This is a genomic window from Actinoplanes xinjiangensis (assembly GCF_003148685.1).
Taxonomy (GTDB): domain Bacteria; phylum Actinomycetota; class Actinomycetes; order Mycobacteriales; family Micromonosporaceae; genus Actinoplanes; species Actinoplanes xinjiangensis.
This window is the reverse complement of record NZ_QGGR01000027.1, coordinates 15675-38985: the sequence shown is the minus strand read 5'-3', so window position 1 is coordinate 38985 and position 23311 is coordinate 15675. Positions and strand designations below refer to the sequence as shown.

The window sequence follows — 23311 nt, the reverse complement described above, 5'->3', positions numbered from 1 at the left end:
GTGCCGTCACAGGTTGAGCTGGAACGTGTCCGCCATGACGTCGTAGTACTTCCGGTAGTCGGCGAACTTCGCGTCCGTGGTGGTGAGGAAGAAGCTGTACATCTTGCCGCCGACCGAGGTCATCCGCCAGATGCCGTGCCGCATCTCGTCGCCCTCGCCGCACGTGTACTCGAACTCGGCGCCCGGGTTCCCGGCGATCGTCACGTCCTGCGTGGCGAGCGACTGGAACGGGTCGGGGCAGGTCTTGCCCTTCTTCAGCCCGAGGGGAGCGGTCTGGCTGACGAACTTGGCCGGCGTGACCTTGCCCTGCTCGACCAGGATGCGCACCTTGGTGGTCTTGTCCGTGGGATCGATGTACTCCACGTAGACACCACCGGTGGCCCGGGTCCAGCCGGCCGGGACCTGCACACTGACCGCGGCGTTGCCCTTGTAGGGCTGCGTCTCGAAGTCGGCGGCGGCGGCGTTGCTCGGCTGCGGGCCGGCCTGCGGCGTGACCGGCGGCGTGTCGTCCGACCCGCTGAAGGCGAAGACCAGCACCAGCACCAGCACCACGGCGGCCGCGCCACCGGAGATCAGCTGCTTGTTGCGCGGCCACGACCGGAACGTCGTGACGGCCCGCTCGGTGGTCTGCTTCGCGGTGCCGACCACCTTGTCGACGACGGTACGGCGCTTGGCGGCCGGGCTCCTCACCACGGTGCCCGCGCGGGCACCGCCGGCCGGCTGCTGACCCCACGGGCCCTGCGGCGGGATGACACTCGTCGTGTCACCACCGGGGCGGCCGCTGTTGTTCGGCAGTTTGTGGGCCGGCATGGCACCGGTCGGCAGGCTCGCGCCCGGACCGACGGGTGCCGGCGGCTCGGGGGCACGCCGGCGGCCACCGGAGTTCTGCTGGTCGAGCTTGGCCAGGTGATCGGTGAGCGACTCGCCGGGGTTCAGCATCGCGCGGCCGCCGATCTGACCGGACGGCTGCGGCGGGATCTGCTGGGTCTCGGCGGGCGCCGGGCTGACCGGCCGCGGCGACGGGACCACCGAGTACGGGTCGGTCATCATGTGCGGCGGGTTCTTGCTGGCCAGCGGACCGGCCAGCTGCTGCCGCAGGATCGTACGGGCGGTCTGCACGTCCATCCGCTGCGCCGGGTTCTTCTCCAGCAGGCCCATCAGCACCGGGGTCAGCGAACCGGCCCGGACCACCGGGGCGGGCGGGTCCTCGACGACCGAGTGCATGGTCTCGATCGGGTCGCCCTTGTCGAACGGCGGCCGGCCCTCGATCGCGGTGTAGAGCGTGACGCCCAGCGAGAACAGGTCACTCGGCGGGCCGAACTCGTGGCCCATCGCCCGCTCGGGTGAGATGAAGTGCGGCGAGCCGAGCACCATGCCGGGCGTGGTCAGCTGCACGTCGGTGGGCATCCGGGCGACACCGAAGTCGGTCAGCACGCAGCGCCCGTCACCGCAGATCAGCACGTTCGCCGGTTTCACGTCGCGGTGCAGCACCCCGTGCGCGTGGGCCACCTCCAGGGCGCCGAGCAGCGCGATGCCGATCTTCGCCACCACGCGCGGGGAGACCGGCCCGTCCTCGATCACCATGTCGGCGAGGCTGCGCGCGTCCAGCAGCTCCATCACGATCCACGGCCGGCCGTTCTCGTGCACGACGTCGTAGACCTGCACCACGGCCGGGTGCTGCAGCGCCGCCGCGGCCCGGGCCTCCCGCATGGTGCGCTCATACATCGAGTCGCGGTCGCTCGGGGCCAGACCGGGCGGGAGGATGACCTCCTTGATCGCCACGTCCCGGCGCAGCAGCGTGTCCGCCGCCCGCCACACCGTTCCCATGCCGCCGTGACCCACCGCGGCGCGCAGCGTGTACCGCCCGCCGATGAGCGTGCCCGGGGCGGCGCGTCCGCTGGGGGGAGCCGCGTTCCCGCCGCTCCACGTCGGAGATTGAGTCACTGAGGATGCCACCGAGGGGGTATAGGGGCTGTCGACCAACCCCGCTATCTTGCCTGCCGTCACCCCCCGAATGAAAGTCGCGGCGTCACTGTTAACGACACTTCGACCCTCTGTGATGACCGAGTGGCCCAGGGTTGACGGCCGAAGGACGCAGGGTGGCAAATTCCTCACGGTCGGACGCCTTAACGAGTCTTAGGATTTCACGTGTGAATGCAGAGTCAGGGTTTCCCATCAAGCCGGTGTACGGCCCTGCTGACGTGCCCGAGGGCACCGGAGCCGAAGAGCCCGGTGAATATCCGTACACCCGTGGCGTCTACCCGACGATGTACACCAAGCGGCCGTGGACCATGCGGCAGTACGCCGGTTTCGGGACCGCCGCCGAGTCGAACGCCCGCTATCACCAGCTGCTCGCGGCCGGGACGATGGGCCTCTCCGTCGCCTTCGACCTGCCCACCCAGATGGGTTACGACTCCGACGAGCAGATCGCGCACGGCGAGGTCGGCAAGGTGGGCGTGGCGATCGACTCGATCGACGACATGCGGCTGCTGTTCAAGGACATCCCGCTGGACCGCGTCTCCACCTCGATGACGATCAACGCACCGGGCTCGGTGCTGCTGCTGCTCTACCAGCTGGTCGCCGAGGAGCAGGGGGTGCCCGGTTCGGCGCTCCAGGGCACGATCCAGAACGACATCCTCAAGGAGTACATCGCCCGCGGGACGTACATCTTCCCGCCGAAGCCCTCGCTGCGGCTGGTGGCCGACACGTTCGCCTACTGCCGGGCCGAGATCCCCAAGTGGAACACCATCTCGATCTCCGGCTACCACATGGCCGAGGCCGGCGCCTCGCCCGCGCAGGAGATCGCGTTCACCCTGGCCAACGGCATCGAGTACGTACGGGCCGCGATCGCCGCCGGCCTGGCCGTCGACGACTTCGCGCCCCGGTTGTCGTTCTTCTTCGTCGCCCGGACCACCCTGCTGGAGGAGATCGCCAAGTTCCGGGCGGCCCGCCGGATGTGGGCGCGGATCATGCGGGACGAGTTCGGTGCCCAGGACCCGAAGTCGCTGATGCTCCGCTTCCACACCCAGACCGCCGGGGTGCAGCTCACCGCCCAGCAGCCGGAGGTCAACCTGATCCGGGTGGCGATCCAGGCGCTCGGCGCGATCGCCGGTGGCACCCAGTCGCTGCACACGAACTCGTACGACGAGGCGCTCGCCCTGCCCACCGAGAAGTCCGCCCGGCTGGCCCTGCGCACGCAGCAGGTGCTCGCCTACGAGAGCGGACTGACCGGCACCGTCGACCCGTTCGCCGGGTCCTACGCGGTGGAGGCCCTGACCGACGCCGTGGAGCGGGAGGCCACCGCCCTGATCGACCGGGTCTTCGAGTACGGCTCCGCGGTCGACGCCATCGAGCAGGGCTTCCAGAAGGGTGAGATCGAGGCGTCCGCGTACCGGATCGCCACCGAGATCGACAGCGGCGAGCGTGTCGTGGTCGGGGTCAACCGGTTCGCCGCCGAGTCGGAGGAGAAGTACGAGCCGCTGCGGGTCGATCCGGCGATCGAGGCCGCCCAGGTGGCCCGGCTGGCGCGACTTCGGGCCGACCGTGACGGACCGGCTGTCCAGGATGCATTGAAAGATCTGGCGAAGGCCGCCGCGGGAAGTGTCAACGTCCTACCGTTGATGAAAGAGGCTTTGCGCCTCCGTGCCACTGTCGGGGAGGTGTGCCACACCCTCCGCGGGGTATGGGGCGTGCACCGTCCCGTCGAACGGTTCTGAGCTGCTCGACGTACTCGTAGTGTGTCGCGTCACCTCCGCGATCCACTACCCGTTGAGGGGTTGGCGGGCCGGGACGATCTCCCGCGGGCCCGCCTACCTCGGCCGGGGCGTGAACACCTCTTTACGCGACCGTTACACAGCGTTACCACAATCGGGACTAGGCTGTCGCGCGTTGCGTAAACCGACGAATCTTCGAGAGTGATACGGAAGCCGAAGTGACTGCTGCTCTGGAGGCGCCGGAAGGCGCCGATACGTCGTGGCCCGGGCAACTGCCCGGCACCGACCCGCTCCCCGGCCGGCTGGACCGCTGGCTCGCATCGAGGGGCGCCGAGCTGGTAGCGATCCGCCGGCACATCCACGCGCACCCCGAGGCGTCACACTCCGAGTTCGAGACCGCTGCCCTGATCGCCCGGGAGCTGGTCGTCGCCGGTCTCTCGCCGCGGATGATGCCGCGCGGCAACGGGGTCATCTGCGACATCGGTGAGGGCCCGCGCACCATCGCGTTCCGGGCCGACATCGACTCCCTGCCGTTGCAGGACCTCAAGGACGTGCCCTACCGCAGCACCGTCGACGGTCAGGCGCACGCCTGTGGCCACGACGTGCACACCACCATCGTGCTCGGCCTCGGCATGGCGCTCGCCCAGCTCAACGAGCAGGGCCTCCTGCCCGGCCGGATCCGGTTGATCTTCCAGCCGGCCGAGGAGGCGATGCCGTCCGGCGCGCCCGAGGTGATCGCCGCGGGCGGGCTCAAGGACGTCGACGCGATCTACGCGCTGCACTGCTACCCGCAGCTGCCGGCCGGCCTGGTCGGCGTCCGCTCCGGCCCGTTCACCGCGGCCGCCGACGCGGTCGAGGTCAAGCTCACCGGCCCCGGCGGGCACACCGCCCGCCCGCACCTGACCGCCGACCTGGTGCACGCGCTCGGCCGCATCATCGTCGACGTGCCCGCCATGCTCAGCCGCCGGATCGACCCGCGCGCCGGGGTCTCCCTGGTGTGGGGTGCGGTGCACGCCGGGCAGGCGTTCAACGCGATCCCCGGCGCCGGCGAGATCCGCGGCACCGTCCGGATGCTCAGCCGGGAGGCCTGGCGCGAGGCGCCCGAGCTGATCACCCGCCTGATCCGGGACGCTGCCCTGCCGACCGGTGTCGAGGTCGACGTCAACTACATCCGCGGGGTGCCGCCGGTGATCAACGACCGGATGGCGTCGGCGGTCATCGCGGGCGCCGCCGGGGCCGCTCTCGGCGCCGACCGGGTGGTCGAGGCCGAGCTCAGCATGGGCGGCGAGGACTTCTCCTTCTACCTGGAACACGTGCCCGGTGCGATGATCCGGCTCGGCACCGGCCGGCCGGGCTCGGATGTCCGCCACGACCTGCACCAGGGCGACTTCGACGTCGACGAGAGCTGCATCGGCTACGGCGTCCGTGTGATGACCCACACCGCTCTGGCCGCGCTGTCCACCGGCGCTTTCTAGATCAGAACCGGCTGGTTCCCACCGCTGTCTCGAGACCTCTGAGACAGCGGTGGGAACCAGCCGGTGACCATCGCACACGCCCGGCGGCCGCGTTGCGGCCCGGTGCCGGGCGAACCTCGCGGTGGGAGCAACGGGACGGTTCGATTGCGGTCGGCGGCTTTCTGTCGCGTACGAGATCAGCTGCTCGATGGGGAAGCCTCGGCAGCCGGGGTGACCACCGGGTGGTGGTCCCGCCGGCGGTAACGCCGGATCAGGTGCAGGACCGCCCACGCCGGGAGACCGAGGGCGATGGCCCACGGCAGGAGCGCACCGAGCACGGTGAGCAGCACGCCGAGTGAGGCGACAAGCGCGTTCCAGCCGTTCGAGAGGCCGGACAGGAAGCCCGGCGGCTCGTCGCCGTCGTCGCTCACGGTCGCGTTCGGCCCGAGCAGGATCACCGTGATCGTGGAGAGCGACGTGAGGTCGCTCAGCCGGCGCTTCTTCGCCTCCAGTGACGCCATGTCGGACTCGCGGGTGGCGACCTCGCGCTCCAGCATCACCAGGTCGTCCAGGGACTTCGCCTCGGCGAGGAGCCGCTTGCCGCTCTCCACCCGGGCCTTCTGCACCTCGATCCGGGCGTCCAGGTCGACGACCGCCTCGGTGACGTCCTCGGTGTTGATGCCGCGGTTCTCCTCGTCGCCGAGAGCGGCGAGCTGATCGACCACGGCGGTGAACTTGTCGGCCGGGATGCGCAGCTTGATCGTCGCGGTGGACGACCCGTCGCCGCTGTGCCGCTCGTCGCCGCCGACGAACCCGCCGGCGCCCGTGGCAATGCCGGTGACCTTGGCGGCGTCGTCGTTGACGTTCTTCACCCGGACCGTGATCGACCCGGTGTAGATGATCGACCGCTGATCGATCCGCAGGTCAGGAGCCTGCGCGGTGGTGTCCTTGCCCGGTGCCGGCGCGGCCCCGCCCTCCTGCTGCGCCTGGTCGGCGAGTGCTCCGCCGCCCTCGGCCCGGCCCGCCGCGGGCTTGGCCGCGGTGTTCTCGCTCGAATCCGACGAACCGGCGCCACAACCCGCGAGCAGCAGGCCCGCCAGCGACACCGCGATGATTCCCCGTTTTCTCATGGCAGCTCCGATCTGAGTCTTCACTGACCGTGGGACGTGCGGCAGGCACCTCCCGGTTCCGGCAGACTGCGTGATGAGTGGTCACAGAACAGCAGCGGAGGGGTCCCGTGCGCGTCACGAAGTTCACGCATTCCTGCCTACGCATCGAAGGCGCGGGGGTGCTCGTCGTCGATCCCGGCGAATTCTCCGAAGCGTCCGCTTTGGACGGCGCGGACGCGGTGCTCATCACCCACGAGCACTTCGATCACGTCGACGTCGCGGCGGTCACGGCGGCCGTCGCCCGGCGGCCCGAGCTGCGGATCTTCGCGCACGAGGCGGTGCTGCCGCTGCTCGCCGACGTCGCGGCGGCCACCACCGCGGTCACCGCCGGGCAGGAGTTCGAGGCGGCCGGCTACCGGGTGCGGGCGTTCGGCGGGCAGCACGCGATCATCCACCCGTACGTGCCGGTCTTCGCGAATCTGGGGTTCCTCGTCGACGACGGGACCGGCAACCTCTACCACCCCGGTGACTCGTTCGTGGCTCCCGACGTCGAGGTGGAGACGCTGTTCGTGCCGCTGAACGCGCCGTGGGCGACGATCGCCGAGTCGCTCGCGTTCGTCCGCTCGGTGCGGCCCGGCCGTGCCTTCGCCCTGCACGACGGGCTGCTCAACGAGCGGGGGGCGGCCGTCTACGGCAAACACCTGGAGAGTTTCTCCGAGACGACGTTCCGGCAGGTGGCGCCGGGCACCGTGCTGGACTGACGTGCTGGGCATCGATGTCGTGACCCGGCGGCTGTACGAGGCGCCGCCGGACGGGTTCGTCGCGGCCCGCGCCGCCGCGATCGAGGACGCCCGGAAGGCCGGTGACCGGGACGCGGCCAAGCGGCTCGCGGCGCTGAAGAAGCCCACCGTGGCGGCCTGGGTGGTCAACCTGGTGGCGTTGCGGCGGCCCGAGCTGATCGAGGAGCTGGTCCAGCTCGCGACGGCGCTGCGGGCCGCACAGCGGGAGCTGCGGGGCGACGAGTTGCGGGAGCTGTCCACACAGCGCCGCAAGTTCGTGTCGTCACTTGTCGACGCCGCCCGCCGGCTGGCCGTCGAGGAGTCCGGGGCCGGCGCGGCGAAACTGCCGCTCGGCGACGTCGAGGCGACGTTCACGGCGGCGCTGGCCGACCCGGAGATCGCCGGGCAGGTGCGGTCCGGGCGGCTGATCCGGGCGGTCTCCTACGCCGGTTTCGGCGAGGTGCCGCGGCCGCGGTTGCGCCTGGTGACGGACGCCGACGCCGACGCCGACGTCGGCCCGGAACCGGAACCGTCCGCGGAGACGGCCGCACCGGAGCCGTCGCAGCCACGGCAGACGGCGCGTGAGCGTGCCGCCGAGGAGCGGCGCCGCAGGGAGAAGGATCTCCGCAGGCGGGAACTCGAACGGGATCTCAACACCGCCCGGGCCGACGAGCGGCGGGCCGACGGGCGGCTGGAGAAGGCCGAGGAGGCCGAACGGGAGGCCGGTCACCTGGTCGAGGACCTCGACGCCGAGCTGGCCGAGCTGGAACGGCGGCGTACCGAGGCGGTCGCCGACGTGGCCCGTCGCAAACTCGCCCGCCGCACCGCCGAACGGGACGCCGCGGCCGCCCGCCGCCGGGTGGGGGACGTGCAGGCGGCCCTCGACGAGCTGGAGCCGCCCTGACCGGATTTTCCGACGGTGCGGTGACAGGGCCGGGGGAGCGTTCTCTTCGGACGATCGACGGACATTTTCTTTAGACGGTCAAGGAGAGCAGAATCGGGCGGGTGACCCCCGAACAGGCCGCCGCCCACGCTCGCACGGGACTCGCCGCAATCCTCCGCGCCTTCTCGGAATCGCCCCGGACCCTCCAGGGCGCCCGTCTGCTGGGGCTGTCCGGCTGGGCCTATCACGTGTCGGCGCGGGCCGGGGCGCTCGGCGAGGTGCGCTCCGAGACGGTCGCCGCGGTGCTGGCGTTCATCGCGCCGGAGGCCGTCACCGACGGCTGGGAGGCGGCGGTGAAGGCGTCGGCCCCCAGCGAGGTCGCCCGATGGCACCTGGGCGAGCTGTGCAAGTGGGGTGAGGACCAGCTCGGCGGCTTCCCCCGGCTGACCCGGCTGCTCGACCTGGCCGGCCGGATCACCGACCATGTGGACACCGCCGGCCTGCCGCTGTATGCGGCCTGGCGGGCCATGCCGGCGCCGGACGGCACACCCGGCGCGCGGGCCGCGATGCTGCTGCACCAGCTGCACGAGCATCGCCTGGGTGTGCACGTCCTCGCGGTCCGGGCCAGTGGCCTCACCCCGCTGGAGGCGATCATCGCCGGGCCCGAGGGTGAGACCGGCGCGGTGGCGCTCGGCTGGCAGGGGCCGTATCCGCCGGCGGGCCCGCTGATCCGCCGGCTGATGTGGTCCGAGGCGGTGGCCGACTCGCTGGCCGGACAGGCCTACGCCGCCCTCGACCAGTCCGAGCGCATCGAGTTCACCGGCCTGCTGGAGTCACTGGGCCACCGCCTGACCCGCTGAGCCTCCCTTCCGGACCACCCCGGCCGCCGATTCGTGGGAACACCGGCTCGGGGCGGGCCACCCGGTCGCCGGTACGCAACCGGTCGTGCAGGCGGGCGGCGCCGTCCGGCAGGAACGGCGACAACTCGGCGGCGACCAGGCGGCAGGCCGCGATCAGGGCGCCCAGCACCGCGTCGAGCCGGTCGGCGGCGGCCGGCTCCCACGGCCGCTCGGACTCGGCGAACCGGTTGCCCTCGTCGACCACCGCCCCGAGCGCGTCGGTGGCGGCCCGGAAGTCGAAGTCGTGCAGCGCCCGGTCGATCCGGCCGGGCAGGCGGTCGCACGCCGTACCGAGAGCCCCGGTGGGCACGGTCTCCGGCACCCGGCCGCCACGATGTCTCCAGGCCAGCGCCAGAGTGCGGTTGACCAGGTTGCCGAGCCCGTTGGCCAGGTCACCGTCGGCCCGGCGGATCAGCCGCTCGACGGTGAAGTCGGTGTCACCGACCCGGGCCGGTTCGCGCAGCAGCCACCAGCGCACGGCGTCGGTGCCGTACCGGCCGGTCAGCGCGACCGGGTCGATCGTGTTGCCGGTGCTCTTGGAGAGTTTCGTCCCGTTCGCCGAGAGGTGGTCGTGGACCAGGATCGAGGTCGGCAGCGGCAGTCCGGCGGAGAGCAGCAGAGCCGGCCAGTAGACGGCGTGGAACCGGACGATGCCCTTGCCGATCACGTGCACCCGCTCGCCCGGCGAGGTCCACCAGCGCTGATGGGCGGGATCGCCGGTGCCGTACCCGAGCGCGGTGACGTAGTTGGCGAGCGCGTCCCACCAGACGTAGACCACCTGATCCGGATCGCCGGGCACCGGGATGCCCCACCCACCGGCCCGGGCCGCCGGACGGGAGACGCTGAAGTCGGTGAGCCCGGCCCGGACGAAGGCGAGCACCTCGTTGCGGCGGGCGGCCGGCTCGATGCGCAGCCGCCCGGATTCGAGGACCTCCAGGATCCGGTCGGTGTAGCGGGAGAGCCGGAAGAACCAGTTCTCCTCGGCGACCGGCTCCGGGGCCACCAGATGCTCGGGACAGAGCCCGCCGGGCAGCTCGGCGGCCGTCCAGAACTGCTCGCAGCCGGCACAGTAGAGACCCCGGTAGGTACGCCGGTAGAAGTCACCGGCGGCCGCGCACTCCCGCCACAACCGGGCCACCCCGGCCGCGTGCCGGGCGTCGGCGCTGGTTCGGATGAAGTCGTCGAAGGACAGCGACAGCGGCTCGCGGAGGGCGGCGAAGCGGGCGGCGTTCCCGTCGACGAAAGTGCGCACGTCCACCCCGGCGGCGCGGGCCGCGGTGACGTTCTTCAGGGCGTTGTCGTCGGTGCCGGTCAGGAACCGCACCGGTCGCCCGCGCCGTCGGGCGTGCCGGGCCAGCACGTCGGCCTGCACCAGTTCCAGCGCGTGGCCGAGGTGCGGGGCGGCGTTGACGTACGCAATGGCGGTCGTCACGTAGAAGGTGTTCATGATCGTCTCTCTCCGCCCGGTCCGGTACGGGGAGACGACGAGCCGGGCCCCGACGGGACGGGGCCTGCTCGTGTGAGGTGGTCAGCGCACGGCGGGGAGCCCCGGGAAGGGGCGCGTCATCGACTCACGGCGCGGCTGCATACGGCCATGGTAGGCGTCCCGGGGCGCCCGCGAAACTCGGTTGGCAGGGGGGTGTGTGCCGTGGTCCGATGCCCGCATGACGGAACTTCCCCCGGGCTGGACCACCCGCCGGCCGACCCTCGACGATGTGCCCGCGATCCTCGAGCTGGTGCACGCCAGTGACGTCGCCGCGGTGGGGGAGCCCGACTACACCAGCGACGAGGTGCGCGACGACCTCACGACGCCCCATACGGACATGGCACGCGACTGCTGGCTGGCCCTCGACGACTCGGCCAAGATCGTCGGCTGGGCGTTCCCCGGCAACTCCACCGGCGGTGCCCGCGACATGGCCAACGTCTACTTCTGGCCCGGCGGCGGCCTGCCCGCTCTGAAACCGCTGCTCGAGCTGCTGATGGCCCGGATGACCGAGCGGGCCGCCGAGCTGGGGCACCCGGTCTACGAGGTCCGGGCCGGTGCGATCCCCGGCGAGACCGAGCTGATCGAGGCGCTGACCGATGCCGGTTTCGTGTTCCTCAAGCAGTACGCCCGGATGCAGATGTCCCTCGACGGCGTCTCCCCGGTCGCGCCCGAGCCGCCGGCCGGTATCAGTGTGCGCCCGGTCCGTCACTCCGACGATGCCGAGCTGCGGGCCTTCCACACGGTGATCGAGGAGGCCTTCGTCGACTCCGACCACCGGGCGATGCCGTTCGAGGGCTGGCTGGAGCAGGGGACGCGGCCCGGCACGCCGTTCGACGAGTGGTTCGTCGCCGAGGCGGACGGGCGGATCGTCGGGTCGCTCCAGAGCACCGACGGCGGTGGCGACACCGACGAGGGCTGGGTCAAGCACCTGGCGGTGCTCCGGGCGTACCGGAAGAGGGGTGTCGGTGAGGCTCTGCTGCGCCGCGCCTTCGCGACCTACGCCGCGAAGGGGCGGCCGAAAGCTGGTCTCGGTGTCGACCTGGCCAACCCGACCGATGCCGCGAGCCTGTATTTCAAGGTCGGCATGGACGCGCTGTACCGGGCCAACATCTACCGGACCACGGTCGAGGCAGCGAGCTAGATCTCCGGGGACGCCGTTCCGGTGGGCCGGCCGCGCAGCTCGGCGACATAGTCGTCGGGCGCGCCGGCCTTCTCGGCGGCGTTGGCGATCTCCGACAGATACCACGCCGTCGGCAGGCCGCCCTCGTACCCGGTGAAGACGTAGACCCAGGCCGGTATGTCACCGTCAAGTGTCGATACACGCACGGTCACCTTCTGGTACGCCCCCGCAGTCACCCCCTCGACCTCGTCGAGCTGTGAAGCATCCCATGGATGGACGTCGTAGACGGAGACGAAGACCCGGTCGCCGGGCGACTCGACGATCGTGGTCACCGCCCCTTCCCAGCCTATTTCACCCTCTCCCGCAAAGGTCAGGCGCCAGCCTTCGATCCACCCCACGCCGACCATCGGCGAGTGCGGACAGTAGGCCCGCATGCGGGCGGGATCCAGGTTCGAGCCATACGCGGCGTAGTGACGCACGGCGACGACGATAGTCGTAGTGAGCGGTGGTGAGAATATGAGGAGTGCGTGTCGGCACGTCTAATGGTTTTTGGGGGTCGGTTTGTCGTGAGTCGGATCGTGATCATCGGTGGCGGACCGGGCGGATATGAGGCGGCTCTGGTCGCCGCACAGCTCGGGGCGGACGTCACGCTCGTCGAGGCGGAGGGGCCGGGCGGCGCATGTGTGCTCACCGACTGCGTACCGTCCAAGACCTTCATCGCGAGTTCCGAGGTGATGACCGGTTACCGCCACGAGGAGCGGTTCGGCATCCGCTCCTCCGGTCTGGCCGGGGTCAGCGTGGACGCGAAAGCGGTCAACGATCGGGTCAAGAAACTCGCCCTCGCCCAGTCCGGTGACATCCAGACCAAGCTGATCAAGGCCGGGGTGAACGTGGTCCGCGGCCGGGCCCGGCTCGGTGAGGACCGGCTCGGGCACACCCACCAGGTGCTGATCACCCCGGACGGTGGGGAGACCTACCCGGTCGACGCGAGCACCGTGCTGCTGGCCACCGGCGCCACCCCGCGGGTGCTGCCCACGGCCCGGCCGGACGGCCGGCGGATCCTCGACTGGCGCCAGGTGTGGGACCTCGAGGAGCTGCCCAGCCACCTGGTGGTGATCGGCTCCGGCGTGACCGGCGCCGAGTTCGCCAGCGCCTACCTGGCGATGGGCGTGAAGGTGACGCTCATCTCCAGCCGCGAGCGGGTCATGCCGCACGAGGACGCCGACGCCGCGATGGCGATCGAGCGGGTGTTCCGCGAGCGGGGCATGACCATCCTCAGCCAGTCCCGGGGCGACGCGGTGGAGAACACCGGCGACGGGGTACGGGTGACGCTCTCCGACGGAAGCATCGTCGAGGGCTCGCACGTGCTGATGGCGGTCGGGGCCATCCCCAACACGTCCGAGCTGGGCCTGCGGGAGTACGGGGTGGACGTCTCCGAGGGCGGCTACGTGACCGTGGACCGGGTGTCGCGTACCAACGTCCCCGGCATCTACGCCGCCGGTGACTGCACCGGTGTCCTGCCGCTCGCCAGCGTCGCGGCCATGCAGGGCCGCATCGCCATCTGGCACGCGATGGGCGAGGCGGTCGCCCCGCTGCGGCTGCGGACCGTGTCGGCGAACGTGTTCACCGACCCGGAGCTGGCCACCGTCGGCGTGTCGCAGAACGAGGTCGACTCGGGCCGCTTCCCGGCGCGCCAGGTGATGCTGCCGCTGACCGGCAACGCGCGGGCCAAGATGTCCGGACTCCAGGACGGCTTCGTGAAGCTGTTCTGCCGTCCGGCGACCGGGCAGATCGTCGGCGGTGTCGTGGTGGCGCCCAAGGCGAGCGAGCTGATCCTGCCGATCACCATGGCGATCGAGAACAACCTGACCGTCGATCAGCTGGCGCACACCATCACGATCTACCCGTCACTCTCCGGGTCGATCGCGGAGGCGGCGCGTCAGCTCATGCTGCACGAGATCCAGTAGCGGTCCGCTCGTCCCGCTGCCCGCCCTTGTCGCGCTGCCCGGCCTCGCTGCGTTGCCTGGCCTCGCTGCGTTGCCTGGCCTCGTCGCGTTGCCTGGCCTCGTCGCGTTGCCTGGCCTCGTCGCGTTGCCTGGCCTCGTCGCGTTGCCTGGCCTCGTCGCGCTGCCCGGCCTCGCCGCTTTGCCCGCCGAAGAGGGCCAGCGCCCAGCCGGCCGCGCCGAAGATCACCGCGGCGACGGCGGCCAGGGCGAACAGCCGCCAGGCGGACTGGGTTATCGCGGTGCCCCCGAGGTGCCCGACCAGTCCGCCGTAGGCGGCCCAGATCAACGCGGCCGCGCCGTCGTACCCGACGAAACTCCGGATCGGGTAGCCGGTGCGGCCCGCGTTGTATCCGGAGGCCATCCGGCCGCCCGGTACGAACCGGCAGAGCAGCACCACCAGCGGGCCCGGCTGACGCAGCCCGCGGGTGAACCGCTCGGCCGCCCGCCGGGCCCGGGACTCGTGCTCGTCGTTGCGCGTGAACCGGGCCGTCAGCGCACTCAACCGGGAACCCGTTGACCGGCCCAGCAGGAACGCGACGGCGTCACCGGTGAACATGCCGAGCGCGCCGACCGCGATCACCGCGGCCAGTTCGAGATTGCCGTACACGGTGAGAGCCCCGGAGGTGATCATGACGGCCTGGGTGGGTACCACCGGGACCAGCGCGTCGACCGCGAGGAACGCGAACAGGGCAAGATACGCCCAGGTCGGCGTCGTCAACAGCGTCAGCAGATCGGTCATCGGTGCGGTCACCTCGCGGCATTCGGGACTCCCCGGCATTCTGCGTGAGACCTGCTGAGAGAGCGCTGTGTTCACAGCATGCGCTCGACCGGGCACTTTCTGCGGTGATGCGGGACACGCTGCGGCGGGGCGCTTGCACACACTCCCGGTTGGCGACGGTGCCCGGTGCCCGGCGTACGGTTGACATGCCCGCGCCGCAGTGCCGGCGCGCGGCCGCGGGCCGTCGGTAGGTCCCGTATCGACGGCCCGTCCCACCCTCCGCTGGGAGAACGTCCCCGGAGACGAACTTGTGACGACGGAAACGCCCGCGCAATGAACCGCCCCTAGATTCCAGCCATGGCGGATCTCTTCGAGGAATACCGCCTCGGCCCCGGCTGGGACGAGATGTTCGCCGAACTCGGCGTGCCCAGGGAGAGCTACGAGGCGCTGCACGCGACGCTGCAGCCACTGTCGAGCGCGGAACTTCGGGTCCGGGCCGAGGTGCTGGCCCGGGCCTTCCTCGATCAGGGCATCACCTTCGCCCTCAAGGGGGTGGAGCGGCCGTTCCCGCTGGACATCGTGCCGCGGATCATCGCGGCGCAGGAGTGGCGCTCGGTCGAGGTGGGGGTGGCCCAGCGGATCCGGGCGCTCGAAGCGTTCCTGGCCGACGTCTACGGCGCCGGGCAGGTTCTCGCCGACGGCGTGGTGCCGCGGCGCATCATCGCGACCTCGGCCCATTTCCTGCGCGCGGCGGCCGGCATCAACCCACCCAACGGGGTACGCGTCCACGTCTCCGGTGTCGACCTGATCCGCGACGAGCAGGGCACCTTCCGGGTCCTCGAGGACAACGTGCGGATCCCGTCCGGGGTCAGCTACGTGATGGAGAACCGCCGGGCGATGGCCCAGGTGCTGCCGGAGGTGTTCGCGGCCAGCCGGATCCTGCCGGTCGAGTCGTACCCGGGGATGCTCCTGCGCGCGCTGCGGGCGGCCGCACCGGCCGGTGTCGGCGATCCCACGGTGGTCGTGCTCAGCCCCGGCGTGTTCAACTCCGCCTACTTCGAGCACTCGCTGATCGCCCGGGAGATGGGCGTCGAACTGGTCGAAGGTCGCGACCTGATCTGTGTCGGCAACACGGTGGCCATGCGCACCACCGCGGGCGAACAGCGGGTCGACGTCATCTACCGGCGCATCGACGACGACTTCCTCGACCCGGTGCACTTCCGGGCCGACTCGGTGATCGGCGTCGCCGGTCTGATCAACGCGGCCCGCGCCGGGCGGGTCACGATCGCCAACGCGGTCGGCAACGGCGTCGCCGACGACAAACTCCTCTACACGTACGTGCCCGAACTGATCCGCTACTACCTGAACGAGGAACCGCTGCTCCCGAACGTCGACACGTACCGCCTCGACGAGCCGGGAGTCATGGAGCACGTGCTCGACCGGATCGGCGAACTCGTCCTCAAACCGGTCGACGGGGCCGGCGGCGCGGGCATCGTGATCGGGTCGCAGGCGATGAACCACGAACTCGACGCGGTCCGCGAGAAGATGCTGGCCAACCCGCGCGGCTGGATCGCCCAGCGCGAGGTGAAACTCTCCATGGTGCCGACCCTCGTCGGTGACCGGCTCCGCGGGCGCCACGTCGACCTGCGCCCGTTCGCGGTCAACGACGGCGAGAAGATCTGGGTGCTGCCCGGCGGTCTCACCCGGGTCGCGCTGCCCGAGGGGGCGCTCGTCGTCAACTCCAGCCAGGGCGGCGGCTCCAAGGACACCTGGGTGCTGGCCGCACCCGACGACACCATCCCGTTCGAGGTGCCGCACCTGCCCGCCGACCCGGCCCCGCTCACCGCGGCCGGCCGGCCGGACCCCGGTCCCGGCGGCACCGACCTGGCCGAGCAGCAACAGCAGCAACAACAGTGAGGGGGGTACGGACATGCTGAGCCGGATCGCGGAGTCCCTCTACTGGATCGGGCGCTACGTGGAGCGGGCCGAGGACACCGCGCGCATCCTCGACGTGCACCTGCAACGCATCCTCGCCGACCCGTGGACCAACGAGGAGACCGCCGTCCGGTCGCTGTTCGGGGTCATGGGCATGGCGGTGACCGAAGGGCCGTACACCTCGGGCCGGGTCGTCGATCTTCTCGGCCTGGACCAGCGCAACCCCAGCTCGGTGGTGGGCGCCCTGGCCGCCGCCCGGGAGAACGCCCGCGGCTGCCGGGAGATCATCTCCTCGGAGATGTGGGAATGCCTCAACGCCACCTACCACGGGCTGTCGAGCGTCCGCCGGACCGTCGAGCAGCAGGGCGTCCACGCGTTCTTCCGCTGGGTGCGCGACCGGTGCGCGGTCATGGCCGGGCTCACCGACGCCACCATGAGCCGCGACGAGGGCTGGAAGTTCCTGGTCCTCGGGCGCAACGTGGAGCGTGTCGACATGACCGCCCGGCTGCTGCGCACCCACGAGCTGGCCGGCGGCAGCATCCCCTCCTGGCTGACGCTGCTGCGCTCCAGCGGGGCGTGGGAGACCTTCCTGCGCACCTACCGCGGTGCCCTCGACGACCGGCACGCCGCCGAGTTCCTGCTGCTCGACCGGCTCTTCCCGCGGTCCGTCTTCGCCGCCCTGTCGGCGGCCGAGAGCTGCCTGGCCGACCTCGAACCCGACCCCGGGCGGGCCGGCGTGGCGACCGACGCGCAGCGCATCGTCGGGCGGGCCCGGACCGGCCTCGAATTCCGCGGCGCCGACGAACTGATCGACGACCTGGGGCCGGTGCTGACCGGCCTGGAACGCACCTGCTCCCAGGTGAACGAAGCGGTCTCCCGCAGATACTTCCGGCAGACCTCGGCCGTCCTCTGGACCAGTGGAGCCGTGGCATGACGATCGGCAGCTGGCGACTCAAAGTGCAACACCGATCCGGCTTCGAGTACGCGGGACCGGTGTCCTCCTCCTACAACGAGGCCCGGATGTGGCCCCGCAACGAGGCCCGGCAGGCCGTCCTCGACGCCAAGGTCGACGTGTGGCCGCCCGCCCGCACCTACCAGTACGAGGACTACTGGGGCACCGTCGTCACCGCGTTCGACGTACACGCCGCCCACGAGTCGCTGACCGTCACCGCCTCGTCCACCGTGGAGACCCTGCCGCCCGGCGATCGGATCCCCGCCGGCGACAGCGCGAGCTGGGACGACGTGGCCCGGCACGCCGACCGGTGGTATGAGCTGATCCTGCCGACCCGGCGCACCGGCCTCGACGGTGAACTCGGCGCCGTCGTCGCCGACCTGCGCGGACGGCACGCCACCCCGCAGGAGGCGGCCATGGCGGTCTGCGACTTCGTCCGGGCCGAGGTGGCGTACGTGCCCGGCTCCACCGGCGTCCAGAGCGACGCCCTGCACGCCTGGGCCCAGCGGTCCGGGGTCTGCCAGGACATCAGCCACCTGGCCGTCGGCATGCTCCGGCAGATGGGCCTGCCCGCCCGCTACGTCTCCGGTTACCTCCACCCGAAACCGGGCGCCGCCATCGGGGAGAGCGTCGTCGGGCAGAGCCACGCCTGGGTCGAATGGTGGGCCGGCCGATGGACCTCCTACGACCCCACCAACGGGGTGCCCGTCGGCGAACGGCACGTCGTCGTCGGCCGGGGCCGGGAGTACGACGACGTGCCGCCGCTCAAAGGCATCTACTCCGGGCCGCGGAGCACCGGGCAGGGCGTCGAGGTGACGATCACCCGCCTGCGCTAGCCGATCTCGCAGATCACGGTGCCGGCGGTGACCGTGGCACCCGGCTCGACGGACAGGCCCGCCACGGTGCCCGCCTTCGGCGCCTGAAGCGGCTGCTCCATCTTCATCGCCTCGATCACCACGATCGTGTCACCCTCGGCGACCTCGTCACCGTTCTGCACGGCGACCTTCACGATCGTGCCCTGCATGGGGGCGGTCAGTCCGCCGGTGGTCGGCTTACTCTGCGCCCTACCCTGCGCGCGAGTCGGTGTCCGCCTCGGGGCGGGGCCGGTAGCCGTACCGCCGAGGTTCTTGGGAAGCCGCACCTCGATGCGCCGCCCGCCGACCTCTACCACGACGGTCTCGCGTTCTTCCTTCTCGCCGTCCGGCGCCGCCGGCGCCCCGAAGGGCGGCACCTCGTTGACCCATTCCGTCTCGATCCAGCGCGTGTGCACCGTGAACGGCTCGCCGGTGAACGCCTCGTCGCGGATCACCGCCCGGTGGAACGGCAGAACCGTGGCGATGCCCTCGATCACCGTCTCGTCCAGCACCCGCCGCGACCGCTCCAGCGCCTCGGCCCGCGTCGCACCCGTCACGATGATCTTCGCGAGCATCGAGTCGAAGTTCCCGCCGATCACATCCTTCTCGATGACGCCCGAGTCGACCCGCACCCCCGGCCCCGACGGCCACTCCAGCCGGCTCACCGTCCCCGGCGCCGGCAGGAACCCGCGCCCCGCGTCCTCCCCGTTGATCCGGAACTCGATCGCGTGGCCGCGCGGCTCCGGATCCTCGGTGAACCGCAGCCTCTCGCCCGCCGCGATCCGGAACTGCTCCCGCACCAGATCGATGCCGGTGGTCTCCTCACTGACCGGATGCTCCACCTGAAGGCGTGTGTTCACCTCCAGGAACGAGATCGTCCCGTCCTGGCCCACCAGATACTCGACCGTCCCGGCACCGTGATAGCCGGCCTCCCGGCAGATCGCCTTCGCACTCTCGTGGATCTTCCGCCGCTGCTCGTCACTCAGGAACGGCGCGGGAGCTTCCTCCACCAGCTTCTGGTGCCGGCGCTGCAACGAACAGTCCCGGGTCCCGACCACCACCACCGTGCCGAACGTGTCCGCCAGAACCTGCGCCTCCACATGCCGCGGCCGGTCCAGGTAACGCTCCACGAAACACTCGCCACGCCCGAACGCGGCCACCGCCTCCCGCGTCGCGCTCTCGAACAGCGCCGGAATCTCCTCCAGCGTCCGCGCCACCTTCAGCCCGCGGCCACCACCGCCGAACGCCGCCTTGATCGCCACCGGCAGGCCGTGCTCCTCGGCGAACGCGACGATCTCCGTCGCATCCGCGACCGGCTCCGCCGTCCCCGGCACCAGCGGCGCCCCCGCACGCTGCGCGATGTGCCGCGCGGTCACCTTGTCGCCCAGGTCCCGGATCGCCTGCGGCGTCGGCCCGATCCAGGTCAACCCCGCATCGAGTACGGCCTGCGCGAACTCGGCGTTCTCCGACAGGAAGCCGTAGCCCGGATGAACGGCGTCGGCATTGCTCCGTCTCGCCACGTCGAGCAACTTGTCGATGCGGAGATAGGTCTCGGCGGCGGTCTCACCGTCCAGCGCATACGCCTCGTCGGCCAGGCGCGCGTGCAGCGCGTCCCGGTCACTGTCGGCATAGACGGCGACGCTCGTGAGGCCGGCGTCCTTGCAGGCCCGGATGACCCGGAGGGCGATCTCGCCACGATTGGCGATCAATATCTTCCGCACGGCTATGAGCCTAACGGTTACTCAGGTCGTTCCGGACCGCCGATTCCGCCGCGAATCCGGATCGGTTCCCGCCGCCGGGCCCCGCCCGGCAAGTTAATCCCCATTCACCGATCCCCGCCGCCCAGCAGCCCGCCCCATCTCACTCCCCCTCAAACCGTGCTCGCCCGTGCCGCGTTCGCCCGTGCCGCGCGCTTGCCGTGCCGAGTGCCGCGCAGCCTGCCGCCGTGCCCGGTCTGTGGCCTGCCGTGCCGCGTCCAGTGCTCCGGCGTGCCGCGCTGCATGCCGTGCCCCGGCGTGTCGCGCGCCGTGCCGCCTGCTGTGCCGCGGGCCGGCCGTCGCCGCATGCCGTCTGGCGCTCCCGGCCGCCTGCCGCCCATGCCGGGGTCCCGATCACGCTGCCCATGCCATGGCGTGTCGTGCTGCTCTGCTGTCCGGCCTCCCCGCGTCGTGATCCCACTCGCCGCTGACCTGGGTCTTACTTCTGCGTGATCGACTGCTCCGCAGTCGCCGTCGGCCATGGTGGAAGCACACGCACGGCGATCGTGTGACCTGGTCTTTCCTATGGCAACGGTAGGCGCTCACCTATGGTCGAGTGTGTGATCCCATCGCGCCCATAGCGACGGTCAGCGCCCACGATCGCCGATCGTGTGCTGCTGTCGTCGCTAGTTGAGCCCGACGTTTCGTTCTGACTCAACCGGTCTCGGGCAGCGGGAGATCCAATGACCGTGCTCACGAGGATGCGCTTCGGAGGAAGCGTGCGGACAGGCACTGTGCGTCCCTCTTCGAGGCGCCGAGGAGGGACGCAGTGTCAGCGGCGCCAGAGAGAGGTGATCGGAATGTTCATGTCGGCGAGAAGGCGGCGCAGCAGCGGAAGCGACAGTCCGATCACGTTGCCCGGATCCCCTTCGATCCGCTCGACGAACGCGCCACCACGCCCGTCAAGAGTGAACGCCCCCGCCACCTGAAGCGGCTCACCCGACGCCACATAGGCCTCGATCTCAGCGTCGGTGACATCAGCGAAATGCACGGTGGTGGTGCCGACCGCCTCCGCCTGAAGCCCACTCACCAGCCCGGTCAGGTGATGCCCGGTGTGCAGCACCCCCGACTTCCCGCGCATGGCCGTCCACCGCTTGATGGCTTCGTCGGCGCTGTCCGGCTTCCCGAACACCTCGCCTTCGAACGCCAGCACCGAGTCGCACCCGAGCACCAGAGCCGCCGGATCCGCAGGCAGATTGGCCGCCACGGTCCGGGCCTTCATCCGGGCAAGGGCAAGACTGGTCGTATAGGCGTCATCAGCCTCGACGACACTCTCGTCCACGCCACTGACGATCACCTCAGCGTCAATCCCGGCCCCGGTGAGCAGCGCCCGCCGAGCAGGGCTGGCCGAAGCAAGAATCAGGCGATACGCGATGTCGGTCTGCACGACAATCGAGCCTACAAGCCCCACCGATGTAAAACCGTGAGCAACCGGCGTGTTTCAGCCACGTTCTCCACCAAACTCCCTGCTTCCGCCCCGCGCGCCCGAAAGCCGCCGGTCACACCGCTCGTCCGACCCACTCGGTGCCGTCCCCCGCCGCCGGCAATTCCGCGCCGGTAACGAGGCCGGTTCAGGACGCGCCGCGCCGCCGCCGCCGAATCATGAAGGCGAGAAGCGCCCCTACAGCCACTACTCCAGCCGCGATCCCCGCGACAAGGGGAAAACTGGATCCCGCAGGCTCAGGAGAGGCCACATCCGTAGAAGCGCCCGCCCCTGCTCCCGGCGAAGCCGAAACCCCAGCCGAAGCCGCAGCGGTAGGCCCGGCCGACCCCGAGGCCCCGGCCGGATTGAGAGGCGGAACATCCGCGGTCAAAGCCTTAACGATGTTCAGAACCCCAAACCCACACTGCTCATCCCGCCCACGCGGCCCGTTGTCATCAGCAGTTGAGGTCAGGCGGTGGGCGACTTCTTGAGCAGAGAGAGTAGGGAACTTCGCACGCACTAAGGCCGCAGCTCCTGAGACGACTGCAGTCGCTTCAGATGTGCCATTTCCTTTGTAGTACTTGTTCGCCTGAAAAGTCGTTACTATATCTACCCCTGGGGCGCAGATATCAACGGCAGATCCGGTGATGGAGAAGTCGGCACGCTGCCCATCTCGGCCCGTCGCTCCAACTGCCAAAACTTCGGAAATTGCTGCGGGGTATGCCAATCGTGAGTTCTCGGACGTATTGCCCACTGCGGCGACCACGAGCGAATCAGCGCTAGCTGCTGCGGAAATCGCTTCTGTGAGAGGCCGGCCGCGGCTGGCCGTAACGGATACATTAATAATGTCTGCGCTGGCCTCGGCGGCCCACTTTATTCCCGGGGTTATGCCGTCACTTTCATCGATTCTGCCGGCCCCCTTTACGGGTATAAGGCTCGCCTCAGGAGCTATGCCGAGCACTCCGCCGTTTCCGTCGTGGCCATGACCCGCTATTAGGCCAGCCATTTTCGTGCCGTGACCCTCGCTGTCGTCCTTCTGTCCAAACCCGTCGCCGCCGGAAACTGTATCTGTGCCGCGTCTTAGATTCCGGGCAATATCTATGTGTGGTGTGACGCCACTGTCAACAACTGCGACCGTAACGCCGTGACCTTTGGTTATCTGATGAGCCTGGTTCAGTTTCAGATAACCTGCGAACCATTGTGCGCTCCTGACTTGATCGGCCTGTGCCGGGGAGCTGGGAGCGATGGCAATGATTATGCTGACGCAGGAATATGCGAGGTTAGCCCTGGCTCTCACTCAACGGCCGCCGATGGTCGGTCCAGGGTTGATTCGCTGTTCCGCTTGCGGGAGAAGAACGGGGTCGACCCCGCCTTCTGTTTCCCAGGGGTTGTCAGGGTCCCAACGCTGAGAGTTCATCTCTCGCTCGCTCTGTGACGCTAGCCGTCGGCTGGGAGCGACCACGCTTTCATGCCCAATTACTCCACCTAGCGGGTTTATGCGCTGTGGGCCACGCGCCCCGGCTCCCGACTGTCCCGCTCGACCGGAGGGTGCCCCGCTAATTGGAGGAGTTCCACCGATGACTCCTCCGTGAAGGGACGAGCTCCCTCGGGTTCCTGTTGTCGAGGGGGTTCCTCCAATTGGAGAGTTCCCCATGGGGCTGCCGTGTGTTGGCGGGTGCCGCGGCAGACTTGGCGAGGAGGGGTTTTGAGACGGTGAAGTAGTGAAGGAGTCAGGCGCGCTAACAGGCGGTGGAACCGGGGTTACTGTCGGTGGTGTTGAGGTTGGCGGAGGGCCCACCGGCTGCTTCGTGCCGCCCAGAATTGGACCGCTTGCAGGGTTCTTGTCCGGTGTAGACGGCCCGGCATTTCCGCCATGAGGTGGTGTTGTGATTATCTTCTCGCTACCCCGACTGGGGGAGGCGGTCCTGAATGATCGCGCCGCGCCCGTTGAAGAGGTTGACGCCGACATAAGTGGCGGAATGGACACCCCGGATGGATCGTATAGATCGCCGGAGCTGTCCATTCTGGCTAAAGGAGTATAGGGCTTGGGGGCGACCAGGGAGGTCTGGGCTGTGGCAAGTTCTGCGGTTAGCCCAGTCATAAGCCCTACGGCTTGCAGGCGTAGCTCCTCCTGCCGTCCCGCGGCGACCGGCGACGCTGGAGGCGGTGGAGCAATCGCCTTTCCGTAGGCACGCGGCCGATCCTGCAGTTCCTCTTCGTGCT

Annotated in this window: 19 protein-coding genes; 10 read left to right on the top strand and 9 right to left on the bottom strand. The window is 70.1% G+C overall.

Features of this window, described 5'->3' with window-relative positions; genetic code table 11:
* Positions 1–6 precede the first annotated feature (6 nt).
* Positions 7–1944, bottom strand: a complete 1938-nt coding sequence (locus BC793_RS38740) for a serine/threonine-protein kinase (protein ID WP_109601596.1) — start codon at positions 1942–1944, stop codon at positions 7–9.
* A gap of 206 nt (positions 1945–2150) precedes the next feature.
* Here BC793_RS38740 and BC793_RS38735 point away from each other — a divergent pair, with 206 nt between their 5' ends.
* Both BC793_RS38735 and BC793_RS38730 read left to right on the top strand, forming a co-directional pair.
* On the top strand, positions 2151–3716 hold the full coding sequence (locus BC793_RS38735) for an acyl-CoA mutase large subunit family protein (protein WP_109601595.1): 1566 nt from the start codon (positions 2151–2153) through the stop codon (positions 3714–3716).
* Between the two features lie 215 nt (positions 3717–3931).
* Entirely contained in the window at positions 3932–5188 is a 1257-nt protein-coding gene (locus BC793_RS38730; protein WP_109601594.1) for an amidohydrolase, read from the top strand.
* A 176-nt stretch (positions 5189–5364) separates the two neighbouring features.
* On the opposite strand, the gene BC793_RS38725 is transcribed toward BC793_RS38730, so the two are convergent.
* Positions 5365–6297 (bottom strand): DUF4349 domain-containing protein, encoded by a 933-nt coding sequence (locus tag BC793_RS38725; protein ID WP_109601593.1) that lies wholly within the window; start codon positions 6295–6297, stop codon positions 5365–5367.
* A 107-nt stretch (positions 6298–6404) separates the two neighbouring features.
* On the opposite strand from BC793_RS38725, the gene BC793_RS38720 reads away from it, so the two are divergent.
* The 3 genes from BC793_RS38720 to BC793_RS38710 all read left to right on the top strand — a co-directional run bounded on the left by BC793_RS38720 (position 6405) and on the right by BC793_RS38710 (position 8798).
* Positions 6405–7037, top strand: coding sequence for an MBL fold metallo-hydrolase (locus BC793_RS38720; RefSeq protein ID WP_109601592.1), 633 nt, complete (start codon positions 6405–6407; stop codon positions 7035–7037).
* A 1-nt stretch (position 7038) separates the two neighbouring features.
* Positions 7039–7959 carry a hypothetical protein gene (locus BC793_RS38715; RefSeq protein WP_109601591.1) on the top strand — a complete coding sequence of 307 codons (921 nt, stop codon included), beginning with the start codon at positions 7039–7041 and terminating at the stop codon, positions 7957–7959.
* A 101-nt stretch (positions 7960–8060) separates the two neighbouring features.
* Positions 8061–8798: an SCO6745 family protein gene (locus BC793_RS38710; RefSeq protein WP_109601590.1), complete on the top strand. Its 738-nt coding sequence runs from the start codon at positions 8061–8063 to the stop codon at positions 8796–8798.
* On the opposite strand, the gene BC793_RS38705 is transcribed toward BC793_RS38710, so the two are convergent.
* Entirely contained in the window at positions 8755–10284 is a 1530-nt protein-coding gene (locus tag BC793_RS38705) for a methionine--tRNA ligase (RefSeq protein ID WP_109601589.1), read from the bottom strand. The two genes, BC793_RS38710 and BC793_RS38705, sit on opposite strands and share 44 nt — an antisense overlap.
* A 217-nt stretch (positions 10285–10501) precedes the next feature.
* Between BC793_RS38705 and BC793_RS38700 the strand changes: the two genes are divergently transcribed.
* Positions 10502–11464, top strand: a complete 963-nt coding sequence (locus tag BC793_RS38700; RefSeq protein WP_109601588.1) for a GNAT family N-acetyltransferase — start codon at positions 10502–10504, stop codon at positions 11462–11464.
* On the opposite strand, the gene BC793_RS38695 is transcribed toward BC793_RS38700, so the two are convergent.
* Positions 11461–11922 (bottom strand): gamma-glutamylcyclotransferase, encoded by a 462-nt coding sequence (locus BC793_RS38695; protein ID WP_109601587.1) that lies wholly within the window; start codon positions 11920–11922, stop codon positions 11461–11463. The two genes, BC793_RS38700 and BC793_RS38695, sit on opposite strands and share 4 nt — an antisense overlap.
* Before the next feature lie 87 nt (positions 11923–12009).
* Here BC793_RS38695 and BC793_RS38690 point away from each other — a divergent pair, with 87 nt between their 5' ends.
* On the top strand, positions 12010–13410 hold the full coding sequence (locus BC793_RS38690) for an NAD(P)H-quinone dehydrogenase (protein ID WP_109601586.1): 1401 nt from the start codon (positions 12010–12012) through the stop codon (positions 13408–13410).
* Here the strand turns inward: BC793_RS38690 and BC793_RS38685 are convergent.
* The gene (locus tag BC793_RS38685) at positions 13388–14188 is read right to left on the bottom strand and encodes a DedA family protein (protein WP_109601656.1); all 801 of its coding nucleotides are present in this window, start codon (positions 14186–14188) and stop codon (positions 13388–13390) included. The two genes, BC793_RS38690 and BC793_RS38685, sit on opposite strands and share 23 nt — an antisense overlap.
* 336 nt (positions 14189–14524) lie before the next feature.
* On the opposite strand from BC793_RS38685, the gene BC793_RS38680 reads away from it, so the two are divergent.
* The 3 genes from BC793_RS38680 to BC793_RS38670 are packed head-to-tail and all read left to right on the top strand — an operon-like array spanning position 14525 to position 17890.
* Positions 14525–16084: a circularly permuted type 2 ATP-grasp protein gene (locus tag BC793_RS38680; protein WP_109601585.1), complete on the top strand. Its 1560-nt coding sequence runs from the start codon at positions 14525–14527 to the stop codon at positions 16082–16084.
* 13 nt (positions 16085–16097) lie between these two features.
* A complete protein-coding gene (locus BC793_RS38675; RefSeq protein ID WP_109601584.1) occupies positions 16098–17036 on the top strand; it encodes an alpha-E domain-containing protein in 939 nt (312 codons plus the stop codon).
* Positions 17033–17890 (top strand): transglutaminase family protein, encoded by an 858-nt coding sequence (locus BC793_RS38670; protein ID WP_109601583.1) that lies wholly within the window; start codon positions 17033–17035, stop codon positions 17888–17890. Before BC793_RS38675 ends, BC793_RS38670 begins: the two co-directional genes overlap by 4 nt.
* On the opposite strand, the gene BC793_RS38665 is transcribed toward BC793_RS38670, so the two are convergent.
* From BC793_RS38665 to BC793_RS52970, 4 genes are all read right to left on the bottom strand, one after another.
* Positions 17887–19629, bottom strand: coding sequence for an acetyl/propionyl/methylcrotonyl-CoA carboxylase subunit alpha (locus BC793_RS38665; RefSeq protein ID WP_109601582.1), 1743 nt, complete (start codon positions 19627–19629; stop codon positions 17887–17889). The genes BC793_RS38670 and BC793_RS38665 overlap by 4 nt on opposite strands.
* Before the next feature lie 149 nt (positions 19630–19778).
* On the bottom strand, positions 19779–19973 hold the full coding sequence (locus BC793_RS49205) for a hypothetical protein (RefSeq protein WP_146246652.1): 195 nt from the start codon (positions 19971–19973) through the stop codon (positions 19779–19781).
* Between the two features lie 464 nt (positions 19974–20437).
* Positions 20438–21052, bottom strand: coding sequence for a Maf family protein (locus tag BC793_RS38660; protein ID WP_109601581.1), 615 nt, complete (start codon positions 21050–21052; stop codon positions 20438–20440).
* A gap of 184 nt (positions 21053–21236) precedes the next feature.
* On the bottom strand, positions 21237–22385 hold the full coding sequence (locus tag BC793_RS52970) for a S8 family serine peptidase (protein ID WP_109601580.1): 1149 nt from the start codon (positions 22383–22385) through the stop codon (positions 21237–21239).
* Positions 22386–23311 lie beyond the last annotated feature (926 nt).

Bases quoted from the DNA above. Each gene is read 5' to 3' on its own strand.
- BC793_RS38725 (WP_109601593.1), bottom strand. From the start codon at position 6,297: ATGAGAAAACGGGGAATCATCGCGGTGTCGCTGGCGGGCCTGCTGCTC.
- BC793_RS38705 (WP_109601589.1), bottom strand. From the start codon at position 10,284: ATGAACACCTTCTACGTGACGACCGCCATTGCGTACGTCAACGCCGCC.
- BC793_RS38700 (WP_109601588.1), top strand. From the start codon at position 10,502: ATGACGGAACTTCCCCCGGGCTGGACCACCCGCCGGCCGACCCTCGAC.
- BC793_RS38685 (WP_109601656.1), bottom strand. From the start codon at position 14,188: ATGACCGATCTGCTGACGCTGTTGACGACGCCGACCTGGGCGTATCTT.
- BC793_RS38680 (WP_109601585.1), top strand. From the start codon at position 14,525: ATGGCGGATCTCTTCGAGGAATACCGCCTCGGCCCCGGCTGGGACGAG.
- BC793_RS38675 (WP_109601584.1), top strand. From the start codon at position 16,098: ATGCTGAGCCGGATCGCGGAGTCCCTCTACTGGATCGGGCGCTACGTG.
- BC793_RS38670 (WP_109601583.1), top strand. From the start codon at position 17,033: ATGACGATCGGCAGCTGGCGACTCAAAGTGCAACACCGATCCGGCTTC.
- BC793_RS49205 (WP_146246652.1), bottom strand. From the start codon at position 19,973: ATGCGGCGACGGCCGGCCCGCGGCACAGCAGGCGGCACGGCGCGCGAC.